Source organism: Streptomyces sp. NPDC044064 (assembly GCF_056434245.1).
In genome coordinates this window covers 1-16,108 of the sequence record NZ_JBWKFN010000006.1, presented here as the reverse complement: position 1 = coordinate 16,108, position 16,108 = coordinate 1, and the positions used below count along the sequence as shown (strand labels likewise).

Genomic DNA, 16,108 nt, shown 5'->3' with positions numbered 1-16,108 from the left:
CCGCCTCGGAAAAACCACGCGCATGGCGGGCCGTCGCCGCAGTACCGTCGGCCGGTGCTCGATGAGGACGGTTACTTCGGAGAAGCGGTCGCGGCGCGGTACGACGAGTCGTCCGGGGAGATGTTCGAGCCGGAGGTCGTGGACCCGGCCGTCGACTTCCTGGCGGAGCTGACGGGTGAGGGCGGCCGGGCCCTGGAACTGGGCATCGGCACCGGACGCATCGCGCTGCCGCTGGCCCGGCGCGGGGTCGAGGTGCACGGCATCGACCTGTCCCGGGCGATGGTGGAGCGGCTGCGCGACAAGCCGGGCGGTGCGGCGATCGGGGTGACGATCGGGGACTTCGCGACGACGCGGGTGGACGGGGACTTCTCCGTCGCCTACCTGGTCTTCAACACGATCATGAACCTGACCTCACAGGACGCCCAGGTGGACTGCTTCCGCAACGCCGCGAACCATCTCGGGCCCGGCGGCCGCTTCGTCGTCGAGGTCATGGTGCCCGACCTGCGCCGGCTGCCGCCCGGGCAGAACGCGGTGCCGTTCCGGGTGGAGAACGGGCGGCTGGGCTTCGACCTGTACGACGTGGCGACGCAGTCGATGAGCTCGCACCATGTGCGGGTGGTGGGCGGCGACGCCACGTACCTGTCCGTCCCGTTCCGGTACGTGTGGCCGGCGGAGTTGGATCTGATGGCCCGGCTCGCGGGGCTGCGGCTGCGCGAGCGCTGGGACGGCTGGAGCAGGGAGCCGTTCACGAGCGAGAGCCGGCAGCACGTGTCGGTGTGGGAGAAGGCGGACGGCTGAGCGCTGTGCGGGAGAAGCCGGCTCACTGAGCCCGGTAGCAGGGAGCGCCCGGGGGACTGACGGCTGGGCCCGGCCAGGAAGCGGCCGGGCGATCGAACCCGGCCGCGGAGCGGGTGTCAGGCCTCCGGCGTCTGCGCCCGGATCTTCCCGCGGCCCACCTGGGTGCGTACCGCGCCGATGCTCGCCGCGATGACCAGGGCGATCGCGGCGGCCTCCGTGGCGGACAGGGCCTGGCCGAGGATCAGGAAGCCGGCCGTCGCCGCGATGGCCGGTTCCAGGCTCATCAGGATGGCGAAGGTGGAGGCGGGCAGGCGGCGCAGGGCCAGGAGTTCGAGGGTGTAGGGCAGCACCGAGGAGAGCAGCGCGATCGCCGAGCCGAGGGCGACGGTGGTGGGGTCGAGGAGACGGGTGCCCGCCTCGGCGATGCCCAGCGGCAGGAAGAGCACGGCCGCCACGGCCATCGCGAGGGCCAGTCCGTCCGCCTGCGGGAAGCGGCGGCCCGTACGGGCGCTGAAGACGATGTACGCCGCCCACATGGCGCCGGCGCCCAGGGCGAAGGCGACACCGGTGGGGTCGAGGTCGCTGAAGCCTCCGCCGCCGAGCAGGAAGACGCCGGCCAGGGCGAGGCCCGCCCATACCGCGTTGATCGCGCGGCGGGACGCCAGGACGGACAGGGCCAGCGGGCCGAGGACTTCGAGGGTGACCGCGGGGCCCAGTGGGATGCGGGCGACCGCCTCGTAGAAGAGGCCGTTCATCGCGCCCATGGTGATGCCGAAGACGACCACCGTGCCCCAGTCGGTGCGCGAGTGACCGCGCAGCCGGGGCCGGCAGACCACCAGGAGGACCACGGCCGCCGCGAGAAGCCGCAGGGTGACGACGCCGAGTGCGCCGGCCCTCGGCATCAGGGTCACCGCGAGCGCACCGCCGAACTGGACCGAGATCCCGCCGGCCAGCACCAGCCCGACGGGTCCGAGCGAGCCGAGGCGGCCCGGGGCGCCACCTGAGGGTGCGGGCGCGTGCTGCGTCGAGGGTGCGGTGGCGCTGGGGGTGCTCACGGGCGGTCCTGGGGGCTGGCTCGGATCAGATCTTGTTCATCTCGATGTACTACCGAGTCCAGGGTAATAGACCTCGTCAGGAGTGTGAACCCTTTATGTAGCTGTCCTGGATGCTGAGATGCGTGGCGGTCAGATGCCGGACCAGGGCTCCTCATGCGCAGGCTGGGGCCACGGCGCGGCTTGGGCGGGGTACGGGTCGTAGCCGTGGCCGTGGCCGTACGAGTACTGCTGGACCGGCGCATACTCGTACACCGGCGCCGGCGCGGGCGGCTGTGCCTCCTCGAACAGCGGCAGTCGCAGCTCGGCCGTGTCCGTCACCGCGTTGTTCTGCGAGCGGTGCAGCCGCGCGTAGGCCCCGCCCCGTGCGAGCAGTTCCTCGTGGCGGCCCGTCTCGACGATGCGGCCGCGGTCCACGACGAGGATGCGGTCGGCGTCGGGGGCGAGGTTGAGGTCGTGGGTGATCATGATCGTCGTCCGGCCGGTCATCAGGCGGCGCAGCGGCTTGACCACCCGGCGGGCGGCCATCGCGTCCAGGCCGGTGGTCGGCTCGTCCAGGACCAGGACCGGGGCGTCACGCAGGATCGCGCGGGCGATGGCCAGGCGCTGGAGCTGGCCTCCGGAGAGCCGGGCCGAGTTGGGGTCGACCCTGGTGTCGTAGCCGTCGGGGAGCCGGACGATGAAGTCGTGCGCGTCGGCCGCCCGCGCCGCCTCCTCGATGGCCTGGTCACTGGCACCGGGCCGGCCGCAGGCGATGTTGGCGCGGACCGTGTCGTGCAGCACCAGGGTCTCCTGCGGGAGGAGGGTGACGTACTCGCGCAGGCGGGCCAGCGGGAAGTCGCGCAGCGGGACGCCGTCCAGCAGGACCTCGCCGGCATCCGGGTCGTAGAAGCGGAGCAGGAGCTTGGAGACCGTGGACTTTCCTGCGCCGCTCGGGCCGGTGACGATCACCAGTTCGCCGGGGCTGACCGTGAAGGACAGTCCTCCAAGGGCCGTGCGGTCGGCGCCCGGGTAGCGGAAGGAGATGTCGCGGACCTCGATCGTGCCGTCCGGGCGGCCGGTCTCCGTGCCCCGCCGGGGGTCGGTGACCGAGGGCCGCACGTCCAGGATCTCGATCAGCCGCTCGGCGCCCGCCGTGGCCGCGGTGACCGTGAGCCCGAGCTGGGCCAGGCCCCGAACGGGCGGGTACAGATAGCCGAGGAACGCGGCGAAGGCGAGGAGCTGGCCGAGGGTCATCCGGCCGGTGGAGATCTCCCAGGCGCCGATGCCGATCACGGCGAGCACGCAGACCGTCTCGATGACCTGGACGAGTTGTTCGTAGGCCTCGTTGAGGCGGGTGGAGCGGACCGAGGCGCGGAACCAGGCGTTCGCCTCCTCGCCCAGCCGCCGGCGTTCGGCGTCCCGGCGGTCGTAGGCCTGGGTGAGCACGATGTTGCCGAGGGACTCCTCGACGACGGAGGTGATCGCGCCGTCGGCGACCCGGCCCTCGCGGGAGACGTCCTTGATGGAGCCGGAGAAGCGGCGGGCGGCCAGCCAGAACAGGGGCGCGAGGACGAAGGTGGCGGCGGCCAGGTCCCAGCGCAGCCAGAACGCGGCGGCCGCGTAGAAGAGGGCGGAGAAGGCGGCCGAGGCGGCACCGACCAGGCCGGACACGACCATCGTCTCGATGGCCTCGACGTCACTGGTCAGACGGGAGAGCAGATCGCCCTGGCGGTGGCGCTGGAAGAAGTGCGGGGGCAGCTGCTGGACATGGTCGAAGACGTGCTCGCGCAGCCGCATCACGAAGCGCTCGGTCGCCCACGCGGCAAGGGAGTTGCCCGTGTAGGCGACCAGAGCGCCGACCACGGCGACGCCCAGCCACTTGACGGCCGGACTCCAGAACGCGGCCAACGAGCCCTTCTGCAGGGCGTGGTCGGTGAGGTCGCCGAAGAGCAGGATGGCCTCGGTCTCGGCGAGCGCGGCGAGCACCGTGCACACCCAGACGAGCAGCAGCCATTTCCTGAGTCCCCTGGTCAGCGGCCAGAAACGACGGAAAGCCGTCCGGGCTGGAATTACAGGTGTCTCGTACTCGAATTCTGCACTGTCCACAGTCACCGGAATTCCTTTCCGAAGCACCTTTCCGAATGAGGACGGAAAGGGGTCGACGGTGCACCGTCGACCCCTTTCGGATCAGCGTCGGATCACAGGTCCCGGCCGGGCAGCGGCTTGGGCAGCGGCTTGGGGGCGTGCTTCCGGGGCTTCGGCTTCGGCGGCGGCGGGAGCTGCTTCGACTTGGGCTTCGGGGGCAGCGGGGCAAGCTTCTTGAAGCTCATTCCGACTCCTAGTGTTTCGCAGTTCTATGGTCCGGGAATTCCGCGTCCGGAACCCGATGTCGAAGAACCTACACGCCACCCGAGGCATCGAACGGCAAAAATGGCAAAGGGGTGCTGTGAGTACCTGGGAGTACCTTGGTGATTCCTGAGGAGTGCCGCCGAACCTGAGAATTCTCTTATGAACCGGGCACGAACCTGAGAGCGGCCTTGAGAGCCGGGGCTCAGCGCCGGGACAGGTAGACGCCGAGCGCCTTGTGCAGCAGCCGGTTGAGCGGGAAGTCCCACTCCCCCACGTACTCCACCGCCTCGCCGCCCGCGCCCACCTTGAAGCGGAGCAGCCCGAGCAGGTGGTCGGACTCCTCCAGGGTGTCGGTGATTCCCCTGAAGTCGTAGACGTGGGCACCGAGTTCGTGGGCGTCGGCCATCATCCGCCACTGCATGGCGTTGTTGGGCTGGACCTCGCGCCTGCGGCTGGTGGAGGCACCGTAGGAGTACCAGACGTGGCCGCCGACGATCAGCATGGTGGCCGCGGCGAGCACCTCACCCTCGTGGCGCGCGAGGTACAGCCGCATCCGGTCGGGGTGTTCGGCGGCGAGCGCCGTCCACATGCGCTGGAAGTACGGCAACGGGCGCGGGATGAACCGGTCGCGCTCGGCGGTCTCCGTGTAGAGGCCGTAGAAGACCGGCAGGTCCTCGTATCCCCCGCGCACGACCTGCACGCCGGCCTTCTCGGCCTTCTTGATGTTGCGCCGCCACTGCTGGTTGAGCCCGCTCCGGACGTCCTCCAACGAGCGCCCGGTGTACGGCACTTGGCACACGTATCGGGGCTGCCCGGCGGCGAACCCGTCCTCGCCGCCCGCCTCGGCCTGCCGCCAGCCCATACCCCGCAGCCGCTCCGCCAGCTCCTCGGCGCGCGGCTCGGCCGACGTCGGCTCCGTGTCCCGCAGCCGGTGCGCGCCCGGGTCGGCGATCGCGGCCTTGACCGCCTCGGGACTCCACCGCCGCACGACCACGGGCGGCCCCATCTTCACGGAGAAGGCGCCGCGCCTCTTGAGATGGGCGAGCATCGGCTCCAGCCAGCGCTCCAGGTCGGGCACGTGCCAGTCGATGACGGGCCCTTCGGGCAGGTACGCCAGATACCGCTTCACCTTCGGCAACGGCCGCAGCAACACCAGTCCGGCACCCACCAGCCGCCCGTCCCCGTCGAACCACCCCAGGCTCTCCGCCTGCCAGTCGGGCTTCACATCGCCCCAGGACGGGAGCTGCATGTGGCTGACCGACGGCAGGGAGGCCACGAAGGACAGGTGCTCGGCGCGGCTGATGGCCTGAAGGCGGAGGGGTGTCATGCGGACTCGGCTCCTTCGGGGTCGCTCGGTTCCGCCAGCCTATGAATCCGCCGCTACGAAATCCCGGAGGCTTCCCTGCCGTCCCTCGGCCCGAACGCGGTCAGCGCCTCCGCGTCCGTCACCCGGGAGTTCAGGTAGAAGTCGGCCCAGCCGGCGATCTCCGGGTACGCACATTCGGCGGTGAGCCTGGCCACCGCCCCCGGTATGTCGTACGGCGTCATGCGCAGATCGGCTCCGGGGCCCAGGAGGCACCAGTGGGCGCCCGGACGGCCGTACGGCATGCCGATGCTGCCCGGGTTGACCACCAGACGACCGTGGGCCAGGCGGACGTACGGCATGTGGGTGTGACCGCAGACGACCGTGCCGATGCCCGGGTCGAGGCCGGAGAGGACCTCGGTCCAGCGCTCGAGGCGGGAGTCCACCAGCACCACCTCCTCGTCGTCGCGCGGGGTGGCGTGGCAGAACAGCACCTTGCCCAGGCCGTGGACGCGCAGGGTGAGGGTTCCGGGCAGCGCGGCGAGGAAGTCCACCTGGTCCTCGCGCAGCGCCCGCGCCGCGAACGGGCCGATGGGATCCGGGATCTCCGTGCGCTCGCCCCGCCGGTACTCCACCAGCTCCCGGTCCGCGTTCCCGCCGACCCACAGCACCCGCTCACCCAACGACCGCAGCAGGTCCAGCACCTCGGCCGGCTGGGGGCCCGCCGTGATGTCCCCGGTGAGGACGATGCGGTCGGCGGCGGCCACTTCGGGCTCTGCCAGGACCGCCTCCAGGGCGGGGAGTACCCCGTGGATGTCCGAGAGGACCGCCAGCCGGCCGTGTTCCTCGGTCACTTCCCGGCCCCCGTTTCCTTCTCCGTCTTCTCCAGCCCCTCGGCCAGCACCTCCGCCAGATGCCGCCCCCGCACCCCCGCCAGCTGCTCCAGCTGGGTGCGGCACGAGAAGCCGTCCGCCAGGATCACCGCGCCCTGCGGCGCCTCCCGTACCGAGGGCAGCAGCTGCTCCTCGGCGCACGCCTTCGACACTTCGAAGTGTCCTTTCTCGAAGCCGAAGTTGCCCGCGAGTCCGCAGCAGCCGCCGCTCAGCTCGCCGGTCAGGCCCGCGGACGCGCGCAGGTTCCGGTCGGCGGTGTCGCCGAGGACCGCGTGCTGGTGGCAGTGGGTCTGGCCGGCGACCGGGCGGTCGACGGCGGGCGGGGTCCAGTCGGGGGCGTGCCGTTCGAGTGCCTCGGCGAAGGTGAGGACCGACGAGGCCAGCCGGGGCGCTCGCGGGTCGTCGTGCAGGAGTTCCGGCAGGTCGCCGCGGAGGGCGGCCGCGCAGCTCGGTTCGAGGACGACGACCGGGGTGCCCCGGCGCAGCACCGGTTCCATCAGGTCCAGGGTGCGGCGCAGCACCGCGCGGGCCCGGTCGAGCTGGCCGGTGGAGACGTAGGTCAGGCCGCAGCAGACCGCGCCGCCGAGCGGGCGGGACGGCGGCAGGACCACCCTGAGGCCGGCGGCCTCCAGCACCCGGACGGCCGCCTGTCCGACCGAGGGCGAGAGGTGCTCGGTGAAGGTGTCCGGCCACAGGACGACCGGGTCCCCCGTGGTGCGCCGCTTCCGCCGTCGCCACCAGCGGGTGAACGGCTCCCGGGCGATCCTCGGGATCTGCCGTTCCGGTGCGATTCCGCCCAGGCGTTTGCCTGCCCGGGCCGGCAGGCGTAGGGACGCGAGTGTGTTGAGCAGTGGGGCCGTGCGCGTCCGTGCCACCCAGCGCAGCCACAGCGGCAGCCGTCCCATCGTGTGGTGGGCGGCGGGGCGGCGTCGGCCCTCGTAGTGGTGGTGCAGGAACTCGGCCTTGTAGGTGGCCATGTCGACTCCCACCGGGCAGTCCGAGCGGCAGCCCTTGCAGGACAGGCACAGGTCCAGGGCGTCCCGGACCTCTGTGGAGCGCCAGCCCGTCGTGACCAGTTCGCCCGCGAGCATCTCGTGCAGCAGCCGGGCGCGCCCGCGGGTGGAGTGCTCCTCCTCGCCGGTCGCCCGGAAGGAGGGGCACATCACGGCGGGCCCGGCGGCCGCGGTCGTACGGCACTTGGCGACGCCGACGCAGCGGCGGACGGCCGCGCCGAAGTCGCCGCCGTCGGCCGGATAGCCGAAGGCCACGTCCACCGGGCGGCGGGGCAGGACGGAGAAACGGAGGTTGGTGTCGAGCGGGGCCGGGCGGACCAGCATGCCGGGGTTGAGGAGGTCGTCGGGGTCCCAGAGCGCCTTGGCCCGCTCGAAGAGCCGCACCGTCTCCTCGCCGTACATCCGCGGCAGCAGCTCCGCGCGGGCCTGGCCGTCGCCGTGCTCCCCGGACAGCGAGCCGCCGTGGGCGACGACCAGGTCGGCCAGTTCCTCGGAGAAGCGCCGGAAGCGGCCGACGCCCGCCTCGGTGAGCAGGTCGAAGTCGATGCGGACGTGGATGCAGCCGTCGCCGAAGTGGCCGTACGGAGTGCCGCGCAGGCCGTGGTCGGTGAGCAGGGCGCGGAAGTCCCTGAGGTAGGGGCCGAGCCGGGCGGGGGGCACCGCGCAGTCCTCCCAGCCGGGCCAGGCCTCCCTGCCGTCGGGCATGCGGGTCGCCGTGCCCGAAGCGTCCTCGCGGATGCGCCACAGGGTGCGCTGGGCCGCCGGGTCCGTGACCACCAGGGAGTCGACGACGTCGGCCGCGCGGACGATCGCCTCCGCACGCGCGCGTGCCTCGGCCGGTGTCTGCCCGCCGGTCTCCACGAAGAGCCAGGCGCCGCCCTCGGGCAGCCCGGCCGGCGAGCGCACCAGGTCGGCCGCCATGCCCTCCACCGTGAGCGGTCCGAGAGGCAGGAGTCCGGCGGCGGCCTCGGCGGCGCCGGACTCGTCGCCGTACGCCAGCACCGCGAGGGCCCGTGCCCGTGGCGCCTCCACCAGAGCTACGACCGCCTCGGTGAGGATGCCGAGGGTGCCCTCGGAGCCGCAGAAGGAGCGGGCGACGTCGGCGCCCTTCTCGGGGAGCAGGGCGTCCAGGGCGTACCCGGAGATACGGCGGGGCAGGTCGGGGAAGCCGGTGCGCAGGCGGGCCAGGTCGCCCTCCACCAGGGCGCGCAGCCCGTCCGGCGCTCCGGCCCAGTCATGGCCCGGCCGCAGCCGCTCGCCGCGCGCGGTGATGACGGACAGCTCCCGGACGCTGTCCGCCGTCGTCCCCCAGGCGACCGAGTGGGAGCCGCAGGAGTTGTTGCCGATCATTCCGCCGAGCGTGCAGCGGCTGTGGGTGGACGGGTCGGGGCCGAAGCGCAGGCCGTGCGGGGCCGCGGCCTCCTGGAGCCGGTCGAGGACCAGACCCGGCTGGACGACGGCCGTGCGGGTGGCCGGGTCCAGCTCCAGCAGGCCGTTCATGTGCCGGGTGAAGTCCAGCACCACGCCCGTGCCGGTCGCCTGCCCCGCGATCGAGGTGCCCCCGCCGCGCGCCACCACCGGCACTCCGCGTGCCCGGCACACCTCCAGCACCGCAGCCACGTCCTCGGCGTCCCGCGGGGCAACCACCCCCGCCGGGACCCGCCGGTAGTTGGACGCGTCCATGGTCATGAGCGCCCGGGCGGTGACATCGAAGCCGACCTCGCCCCGGACGACCCCGCGCAGCTCCGCCTCCAGGCCCGAAAGATCCGTCATGCGTCCAGGATGCATCCGATCACGCACAGTCACCGTAACTTTTCCACAGCCCCGCAGGTTTCGTCGTACAACCTCACAAGTCCACAGTTCAGCGATCTTGTCTCATCGGACGGACACGGTTCCGTCCCGTTTCGCCTGGGCGATACCCTCCGACTCGTGGCCGACATCCAGATTCCCGCTGACATCAAGCCCGCCGACGGACGATTCGGCGCGGGCCCCTCCAAGGTGCGTACCGAGGCCCTCGAGGCACTCGCCGCCACCGGAAGCTCTCTGCTCGGCACCTCCCACCGCCAGGCCCCGGTCAAGAACCTGGTGGGCCAGGTCCGCGAAGGCATCAGCTCCCTGTTCTCCCTCCCCGAGGGGTACGAGGTCATCCTCGGCAACGGCGGGTCCACCGCCTTCTGGGACATCGCCACCCACGGACTGATCGAGAACAAGTCCCAGCACCTCAACTTCGGTGAGTTCTCCTCGAAGTTCGCCAAGGCCGCCAAGCTCGCCCCCTGGCTGGCCGAGCCCACCGTCATCGCCGCCGACCCGGGCACCCACCCCGAGGCGCAGGCCGAGGCGGGCGTCGACGTGTACGCCTTCACCCACAACGAGACCTCCACCGGTGTCGCCATGCCGATCAAGCGCGTGGCCGGCGCCGACGAGGGCGCGCTCGTCCTCGTGGACGCCACCTCCGGCGCCGGCGGCCTCCCGGTCGACATCACCGAGACGGACGTCTACTACTTCGCCCCGCAGAAGTCCTTCGCCTCCGACGGCGGCCTGTGGATCGGCGTCTTCTCCCCGGCCGCGATCGAGCGCGCCGAGCGCGTCCACGCCTCCGGCCGCCACGTCCCGGAGTTCTTCTCGCTCCCGACGGCGATCGACAACTCCCGCAAGAACCAGACGTACAACACCCCGGCTCTCGCCACCCTGTTCCTGCTGGGCCAGCAGCTGGAGTGGCTCAACGGCCAGGGCGGTCTGGCCTTCTCCACGGCCCGCACGAAGGACTCCTCGACCCGCCTCTACACCTGGGCGGAGGAGTCCAAGTACGCCACTCCGTTCGTCACGGACCCGGCCAAGCGCTCCCAGGTCATCGGCACGATCGACTTCTCCGACGAGATCGACGCGGCCGCCGTCGCCAAGGTGCTGCGCGCCAACGGCATCGTGGACACCGAGCCGTACCGCAAGCTCGGCCGCAACCAGCTGCGCATCGCGATGTTCCCGGCGATCGACCCGGCGGACGTCGAGGCGCTGACGAAGTGCGTCGACTACGTGATCGAGAAGCTCTGACCTTCTTCCTGCGTACGTCGCGAGGGGCGCCCCGGGTCCGCCGGGGCGCCCCTCGCCGTATGCCGGGCACCGCCGCCTACGAGTGCGGACGCTCGATGGCCAGACGGCCGGAGTCGCAGATGGTGAACAGGTGGGCCGTGGGCGGCGGGGCGACGCCGTTGTCGAGGTAGCTGGGCTCCCGCTGAGAGGTGACGGACCCGCCGCCGTTCTCGATGGCACCGACGGGCAGCATGACCAGCGCGGTCGTACCACCGGTGCCGGACGGGCGCAGCTGGACACGGACGCCGTGGCAGCGGGACAGCCGGCCGACCACGAACAGACCCATGCGACGGGCGACCGACGCGTCCGGGGTGGGCGGCGAGGCGAGCAGCTCGTTGACCTCGGCGAGTTCCTCGTGGGAGAGACCGACACCGGTGTCGTGGATCTCGATCAGCACCCGGCCGTCGGGCAGCGCGTGACCGGTGACCTTGACCCTGGTCTGCGGCGCGGAGAAGGACGTCGCGTTCTCCAGCAGCTCGGCGAGCAGGTGAACGAGGTCGGTCACCACACGGCCGGTGATCTCGACGGCGGGCACGGCGGTCAGCTCGATGCGCTCGTACTGCTCCACCTCGGACGCGGCGGCGCGGAGCACGTCGACCACCGGGACCGGCCGGGTCCAGCTGCGACCGGGCTCCTCACCGGCGAGCACGAGGAGGTTCTCGCAGTTGCGGCGCATCCGGGTGGCGAGGTGGTCCAGCCCGAACAACGACGACAGCCGGTCCGGGTCCGTCTCGGACTCCTCCAGGTCGGAGATCAGGGACAACTGGCGCAGGATCAGCCTCTGGGAGCGGCGCGAGAGGTTGACGAACATCGCGTTGACGTTGCTCCGCAGGAGGGCCTGGTCGACGGCCAGTTGTACGTAGGCGCGGTGGACGGTGTCGAGCGCCTGGGCCGTCTGCCCGATGTCGTCCAGGCTGTGGATGCCGATGGGCCGCACCACGATGTCCACATCCTGCGGGTGCTCCTGCGACAGCTGCTCGGCCAGCTCGGGCAGCCGGACCTCGGCCATCCGCTGCACGGCTTCTCTCAACTGGCGCAGCGCCGCTGATCTCCTGAGCACCGAAGGCCGGACCTTAGTGGCTCCGAGCGCCGCCTCCTGAAGCAACTCGTCGGCCTGGGTCCTGGCCACCTCGGCGGCCCTGGCCAGTTCGGCTTCCAGCTCCCGGCAACGCTTCCGCGCGGCGTCCCGTTCCCGTTCCGCCTCCTCGAGCGCCCTCTCCAGACGAGCGACCTGGTCCCGCAGCCGTGCGCACGCCTTTTCCAGCTCCTCCTTGCGCATCCGGTGCCGTTCCGGATCCGCCCGTAAGGAGCCCCGCTCCTGCCGCTCCGCCGCCTCCAGCTGACGGAGCTGGGACTCCAGTGCCCACAGCTGCTGCTTGTGCCCCTTCGCGGACTTCCTCAGCTCCCGGACCTCCAGCTGCGCCTCCTCCTCGCGCAGAACGGCGTCCTCCAGCCGGTCGCTGGCCATCTGCTCCCGGTACCGGGCCGGGTCCTCGGCCAGCAACGCGTCCCCGTGCAGCCGGTACATCAGGCCCTGCAGCCCCTCGCCGACCTCCTTGCCGTGAGCCTTGCAGGCCGACTTCATCAACCCGTCGAGAAAGTGCTTGTCCGGGATGCGCTCCCCGCTCAGACAGCGCGAGACCGTGGAGACACCGATGTGGTGACAGACCGCGAACTGCCGCTGCGACTTCCCCGAGCCCTTCAGCAGGCGGCGCAACGCCTCGGCCAGCTCACGCACTTCAGGACGCAGCTCTCCCGACAGCGGCTCGAAGCCCTCCGTGTCACCGAAGGCCGCATCGCCGAAGGCTCCTTCAGCGCGGTCATCGTCCCCCACCGACGTCTCCTCTCCCCGGACGCATCCGGGATGTATCCACAGGAAAACGACAGGCCACACGGCCCTCACGTCATGTCAACGACGGCAACCGGTCTCGGTCAGTGCGTCCGACCGGCCAATGCGCCTGATCGATGAGGGAGTTGAAGAACGCGACGACGCCGTACCCGCCGGTTCAGCGCCTGCGCCGCAGCCGCCGCAACCCGAACAGGGCGGCCGCGCCCACGACCACGACGACGGCCCCGACCTTGACGCTCCCGCTGTTGCCCGTGCCGGTCCCGCCCGCGCCGTCGGAGGCGGAACTCCCGTTGCCGGAGGGCTTCTTGCTCGCCGCGCCGGCCGGCGCGTCCTGCGCCTCCACCGAACTGTCGGCTCCCTCGCTGCCGTACATCAGCCTGGTGCCGTCGGCGGAGTACGAGACCGACTCCCCCTGCCCCTGCAGGGGGACGTCCAGCCGCCCCCGCCGCTCGATCTTCCCGCCGTTCCAGTCGTAGTAGATGCCGCCGAAGTACCCCCGGACCGCGAGCTGTCGGCCGTTCGGGGAGAAGGCGGCATCGGTGGCCCACAGGTCGATCGCGGCGACAGGCTTGAAGATGTTCGCGCCGGTGGTGGAGAGCTGCGCGGGCCCTTCGTAGAGATGCCCGCCGTCCTCCTTCTTGTCGATGATGTAGACCCGCCCGGTCCTGGGGTGCACGATCAGCGACTCGGCGTTCCTCGCCCCGTCGGAGTACTTCACGACGTACTGCGTGGCCCGGACCGTCTGGTCCTTGAGCACCTTCGGCTCGGGCAGCCGGTAGATCCAGACGTACGGCCACTTGCCGTCGAGGTTGTCGCCGATGTCGCCGACGTAGATCTGGTTGTCCGGCCCGATGGAGATGGCCTCGACATCGCGCGGGGAGCCGATGCCGCGCAGGGTCACCGTGGCGACGGTCTTCCCGGTCGCGCTGTCCACGGCGTAGATGTACGGCCCGTCGTCGCTGTCGTTGTGCGTCCAGTAGATACCGGGGTGCAGGTGAGAGGCGGCCAGGCCGCTGGACTCGGTGATCCGGGGGTCCTTGATGGTGAACCCCTGATCACCGGTGCTGTCACCTTCGGCGGCGGAGGCGGGCAGCGCGCAGGCACCCGCGAGCAGGACCCCGGCGAGCAGGGCGAACGGTCGGCGCATGACACCAAGCCTGCCATCCCCTCCGGGGGTTCAGGGGGCGTGGTGGGCCTCACACTCCACACACTGCCGTGATCGTCCATTATGAGCGGATGCTTAGGTTCATGCCCGTGGGCGACTCCATGACGATCGGGAGCGCGGGCGAGCACACATGGCGTTACCGGCTGTGGCGACACCTGTGCGAGTCGTACGGCGGACCGTTCACCTTCGTCGGCCCGCGCGAGGAGCTGTACGACAAGACGGCCGAGGCACCGACGTCGTGCGCCTACGCCGAACCCGGCTTCCCCCGTGCCCATCTGGCCGGCTGGGGCGAAGGCTGGCTACACATGGCTCCGCTGATCGGGGAGGCCGTACGCGAGCACCGGCCCGATGTGCTGCTGGTCTCGCTCGGCCTGATCGACCTGGGCTTCTACACGAACGCCGAGCAGACGGCGGAGAACGTGCGGGCCTTCGTCACCTGCGCCCGTGCGGCCCGCCCGCGCATCCGCATGGTGCTGCTGCCGGTGATCCCGAACATCCGCGCCCAGGCGGACGCGGCCTTCACCGAGCAGGTGGACCGGTTCAACGTCCTGCTCGCCAAGGCGGTCGCCGACCTGGACGAGCCGCGGTCGCCGGTCCTGCTGGCCTCGCCGCCGCAGTCGTACGACATCCACGCCGACACCTACGACGGGACGCATCCCAACGCGAGCGGGGAGCACCGGATCGCGGGGGCGTTCGCGGCGGCGATGTGGGAGGCGTGGGGAATCGGACAGGCGTACGCGGCCGGAACAGATTGACCTGATTCCGGCGTCTCCCGGTCACGGTGCGTATCGTTGAAATGCGCGGCTGCACCTGTCCGTGGGGCAGCCGGGGAGGAGCGCCACGATGACCGTCCTTGAAGACAGGATCGAGATGGCCGAGGAGAGCGGCGAGCCGACTCTGGACGACCTGTTCGAGTCGCTCGAGCGGACCACCCCCGAGGGATACAAGGTCGACATCGTCGAGGGGGCCATTTTCATGTCGCCGCAGCGGGACACCCACTGGGAGATCATCCTGGACATCGTCGAGCAGTTGCGCACCAAGTACCCGCGCAAGCGTGTCAAGTCGGACGTCCGCATCGACTACCCGGGACACCTCAACGGCTTCTGCTCCGACGTGACCCTGGTGGCCGAGGGCGCCGAGAAGACGCCCGGGGGCCTCTGGCTCTGTGGCGACGTCGAGTTCGTCGCAGAGGTCGTCTCGAAGGGCACCGGACACAACGACTACGGCCCCAAGAAGACGGCCTACGCCACCGCCGGGGTCCCCGTCTACCTCGTCGCCGATCCCTACCAGGGCAAGTGCCACCTCTACAGCCAGCCGAAGGACGGTGAGTACATCAGCGAGCTGACGGTCTCCTTCGGAGCGGACATCGACATGACCACCACCGATCTGGGCCTCACCCTCAGGACCGACGACTTCCCCCGCGACTAGACCCCAAGTCGCTTGCATAGAGCGCACTCCAAGCCGTTGGCTGGTTGCCCATGAAGTACACGCAGCTAGGACGCACGGGACTCAAGGTCAGCCGACTCGTCCTCGGCACCATGAACTTCGGCCCGCAGACCGACGAAGCCGACAGTCACGCGATCATGGACGCGGCGCTGGACGCGGGCATCAACTTCTTCGACACCGCCAACGTGTACGGCTGGGGTGAGAACAAGGGCCGTACCGAGGAGATCATCGGCAACTGGTTCGCCAAGGGCGGGGACCGGCGCGACAAGGTCGTGCTGGCCACCAAGGTGTACGGCAACATGGCCGCCGACGGGGACGCCTGGCCCAACCACGACAAGCTGTCCGCCCTCAACATCCGGCGGGCCGTGGACGCCAGTCTGAAGCGGCTGCAGACGGACCACATCGACGTCTACCAGTTCCACCACATCGACCGCAGGACCCCCTTCGAGGAGATCTGGCAGGCGGTCGACGTGCTCGTGCAGCAGGGCAAGATCCTGTACGTCGGCTCCTCCAACTTCCCCGGCTACAAGATCGCCCAGGCCAACGAGATCGCCGCCCGGCGCGGCGGCACCATCGGGCTGGTCAGCGAGCAGTGCCTGTACAACCTCGCCGAGCGGCGCGCCGAGATGGAGGTCGTCCCGGCCGCGCAGGAGTACGGCCTCGGGGTCATCCCGTGGTCGCCGCTGCACGGCGGGCTGCTCGGCGGTGTGATCAAGAAGGAGGCGCAGGGCGGACGCAGGGCCTCCGGCCGGGCCGCCGACTCGCTCGCCAACACCGGCATCCGTGCGCAGATCCAGTCGTACGAGGACCTGCTCGAGAAGCACGGCGTGGAGCCCGGCGAGGCCGCCCTGGCCTGGCTGCTCACCCGGCCCGGGGTGACCGGCCCGATCGTCGGCCCGCGCACCCCGCAGCAGCTGGAGTCGGCCCTGCGGGCCGTGGAGCTGGAGCTGGGCGAGGAGCTGCTGGCGGGCCTCGACGAGATCTTCCCGGGTCCGGGGCCGTCCCCGGAGGCCTTCGCCTGGTAGCCGTGGCCGTACGCCGCAGCCGGCGGTACGGCCGTGGGGGGGGGGGGGGGGGGGGGGGGGGGGGGGGGGGGGGGGGGGGGGGGGGAGGGGGAGGAGACGAGACAAAAGAAAGACAAACATCCAGCACCGACGAGAACCCCCCCCAC

The 16,108-nt window shown here is 71.1% G+C and carries 13 protein-coding genes; 5 read left to right on the top strand and 8 right to left on the bottom strand.

The genetic code is table 11. The features are described 5' to 3' along the window. Positions 1-54 precede the first annotated feature (54 nt). Positions 55-798 (top strand): class I SAM-dependent methyltransferase, encoded by a 744-nt coding sequence (locus AC07DS_RS11595; RefSeq protein ID WP_479144252.1) that lies wholly within the window; start codon positions 55-57, stop codon positions 796-798. Between the two features lie 116 nt (positions 799-914). Here AC07DS_RS11595 and AC07DS_RS11590 read toward each other — a convergent pair whose 3' ends face one another. From AC07DS_RS11590 to AC07DS_RS11565, 6 genes are all read right to left on the bottom strand, one after another. Beyond that, on the bottom strand, positions 915-1,853 hold the full coding sequence (locus AC07DS_RS11590) for an EamA family transporter (RefSeq protein ID WP_479144251.1): 939 nt from the start codon (positions 1,851-1,853) through the stop codon (positions 915-917). Positions 1,854-1,982: 129 nt separating this feature from the next. Next, positions 1,983-3,938, bottom strand: a complete 1,956-nt coding sequence (locus AC07DS_RS11585) for an ABC transporter ATP-binding protein (protein WP_479144250.1) — start codon at positions 3,936-3,938, stop codon at positions 1,983-1,985. 92 nt (positions 3,939-4,030) lie between these two features. Next, positions 4,031-4,162: a hypothetical protein gene (locus AC07DS_RS11580; RefSeq protein WP_479144249.1), complete on the bottom strand. Its 132-nt coding sequence runs from the start codon at positions 4,160-4,162 to the stop codon at positions 4,031-4,033. Between the two features lie 221 nt (positions 4,163-4,383). After that, positions 4,384-5,508, bottom strand: a complete 1,125-nt coding sequence (locus AC07DS_RS11575) for a lipid II:glycine glycyltransferase FemX (RefSeq protein ID WP_479144248.1) — start codon at positions 5,506-5,508, stop codon at positions 4,384-4,386. A gap of 53 nt (positions 5,509-5,561) precedes the next feature. Further along, complete coding sequence (locus tag AC07DS_RS11570; RefSeq protein ID WP_479144247.1) at positions 5,562-6,338, bottom strand: metallophosphoesterase family protein; 777 nt, start codon at positions 6,336-6,338, stop codon at positions 5,562-5,564. Next, complete coding sequence (locus AC07DS_RS11565; RefSeq protein ID WP_479144246.1) at positions 6,335-9,163, bottom strand: FAD-binding and (Fe-S)-binding domain-containing protein; 2,829 nt, start codon at positions 9,161-9,163, stop codon at positions 6,335-6,337. Before AC07DS_RS11565 ends, AC07DS_RS11570 begins: the two co-directional genes overlap by 4 nt. Positions 9,164-9,319: 156 nt before the next feature. Between AC07DS_RS11565 and serC the strand changes: the two genes are divergently transcribed. Next, positions 9,320-10,438 (top strand): phosphoserine transaminase, encoded by a 1,119-nt coding sequence (serC, locus tag AC07DS_RS11560; protein ID WP_479144245.1) that lies wholly within the window; start codon positions 9,320-9,322, stop codon positions 10,436-10,438. A gap of 76 nt (positions 10,439-10,514) precedes the next feature. On the opposite strand, the gene AC07DS_RS11555 is transcribed toward serC, so the two are convergent. Both AC07DS_RS11555 and AC07DS_RS11550 read right to left on the bottom strand, forming a co-directional pair. Next, entirely contained in the window at positions 10,515-12,311 is a 1,797-nt protein-coding gene (locus tag AC07DS_RS11555; protein WP_479144244.1) for an ATP-binding protein, read from the bottom strand. Between the two features lie 172 nt (positions 12,312-12,483). Continuing rightward, the gene (locus AC07DS_RS11550; RefSeq protein ID WP_479144243.1) at positions 12,484-13,473 is read right to left on the bottom strand and encodes a WD40 repeat domain-containing protein; all 990 of its coding nucleotides are present in this window, start codon (positions 13,471-13,473) and stop codon (positions 12,484-12,486) included. Positions 13,474-13,562: 89 nt separating this feature from the next. On the opposite strand from AC07DS_RS11550, the gene AC07DS_RS11545 reads away from it, so the two are divergent. From AC07DS_RS11545 to AC07DS_RS11535, 3 genes are all read left to right on the top strand, one after another. After that, positions 13,563-14,246, top strand: a complete 684-nt coding sequence (locus AC07DS_RS11545) for an SGNH/GDSL hydrolase family protein (protein ID WP_479144242.1) — start codon at positions 13,563-13,565, stop codon at positions 14,244-14,246. An 88-nt stretch (positions 14,247-14,334) separates the two neighbouring features. Then, a complete protein-coding gene (locus AC07DS_RS11540) occupies positions 14,335-14,919 on the top strand; it encodes a Uma2 family endonuclease (protein ID WP_479144241.1) in 585 nt (194 codons plus the stop codon). Positions 14,920-14,969: 50 nt separating this feature from the next. Beyond that, positions 14,970-15,962, top strand: coding sequence for an aldo/keto reductase (locus AC07DS_RS11535; RefSeq protein ID WP_479144240.1), 993 nt, complete (start codon positions 14,970-14,972; stop codon positions 15,960-15,962). Positions 15,963-16,108 lie beyond the last annotated feature (146 nt).

Excerpts from the sequence above, each read along its gene's own strand:
- AC07DS_RS11550 (WP_479144243.1), bottom strand. The coding sequence starts at position 13,473 with ATGCGCCGACCGTTCGCCCTGCTCGCCGGGGTCCTGCTCGCGGGTGCC.
- AC07DS_RS11580 (WP_479144249.1), bottom strand. The coding sequence starts at position 4,162 with ATGAGCTTCAAGAAGCTTGCCCCGCTGCCCCCGAAGCCCAAGTCGAAG.
- AC07DS_RS11565 (WP_479144246.1), bottom strand. The coding sequence starts at position 9,163 with ATGACGGATCTTTCGGGCCTGGAGGCGGAGCTGCGCGGGGTCGTCCGG.
- AC07DS_RS11540 (WP_479144241.1), top strand. The coding sequence starts at position 14,335 with ATGACCGTCCTTGAAGACAGGATCGAGATGGCCGAGGAGAGCGGCGAG.
- AC07DS_RS11575 (WP_479144248.1), bottom strand. The coding sequence starts at position 5,508 with ATGACACCCCTCCGCCTTCAGGCCATCAGCCGCGCCGAGCACCTGTCC.
- AC07DS_RS11535 (WP_479144240.1), top strand. The coding sequence starts at position 14,970 with ATGAAGTACACGCAGCTAGGACGCACGGGACTCAAGGTCAGCCGACTC.
- AC07DS_RS11545 (WP_479144242.1), top strand. The coding sequence starts at position 13,563 with ATGCTTAGGTTCATGCCCGTGGGCGACTCCATGACGATCGGGAGCGCG.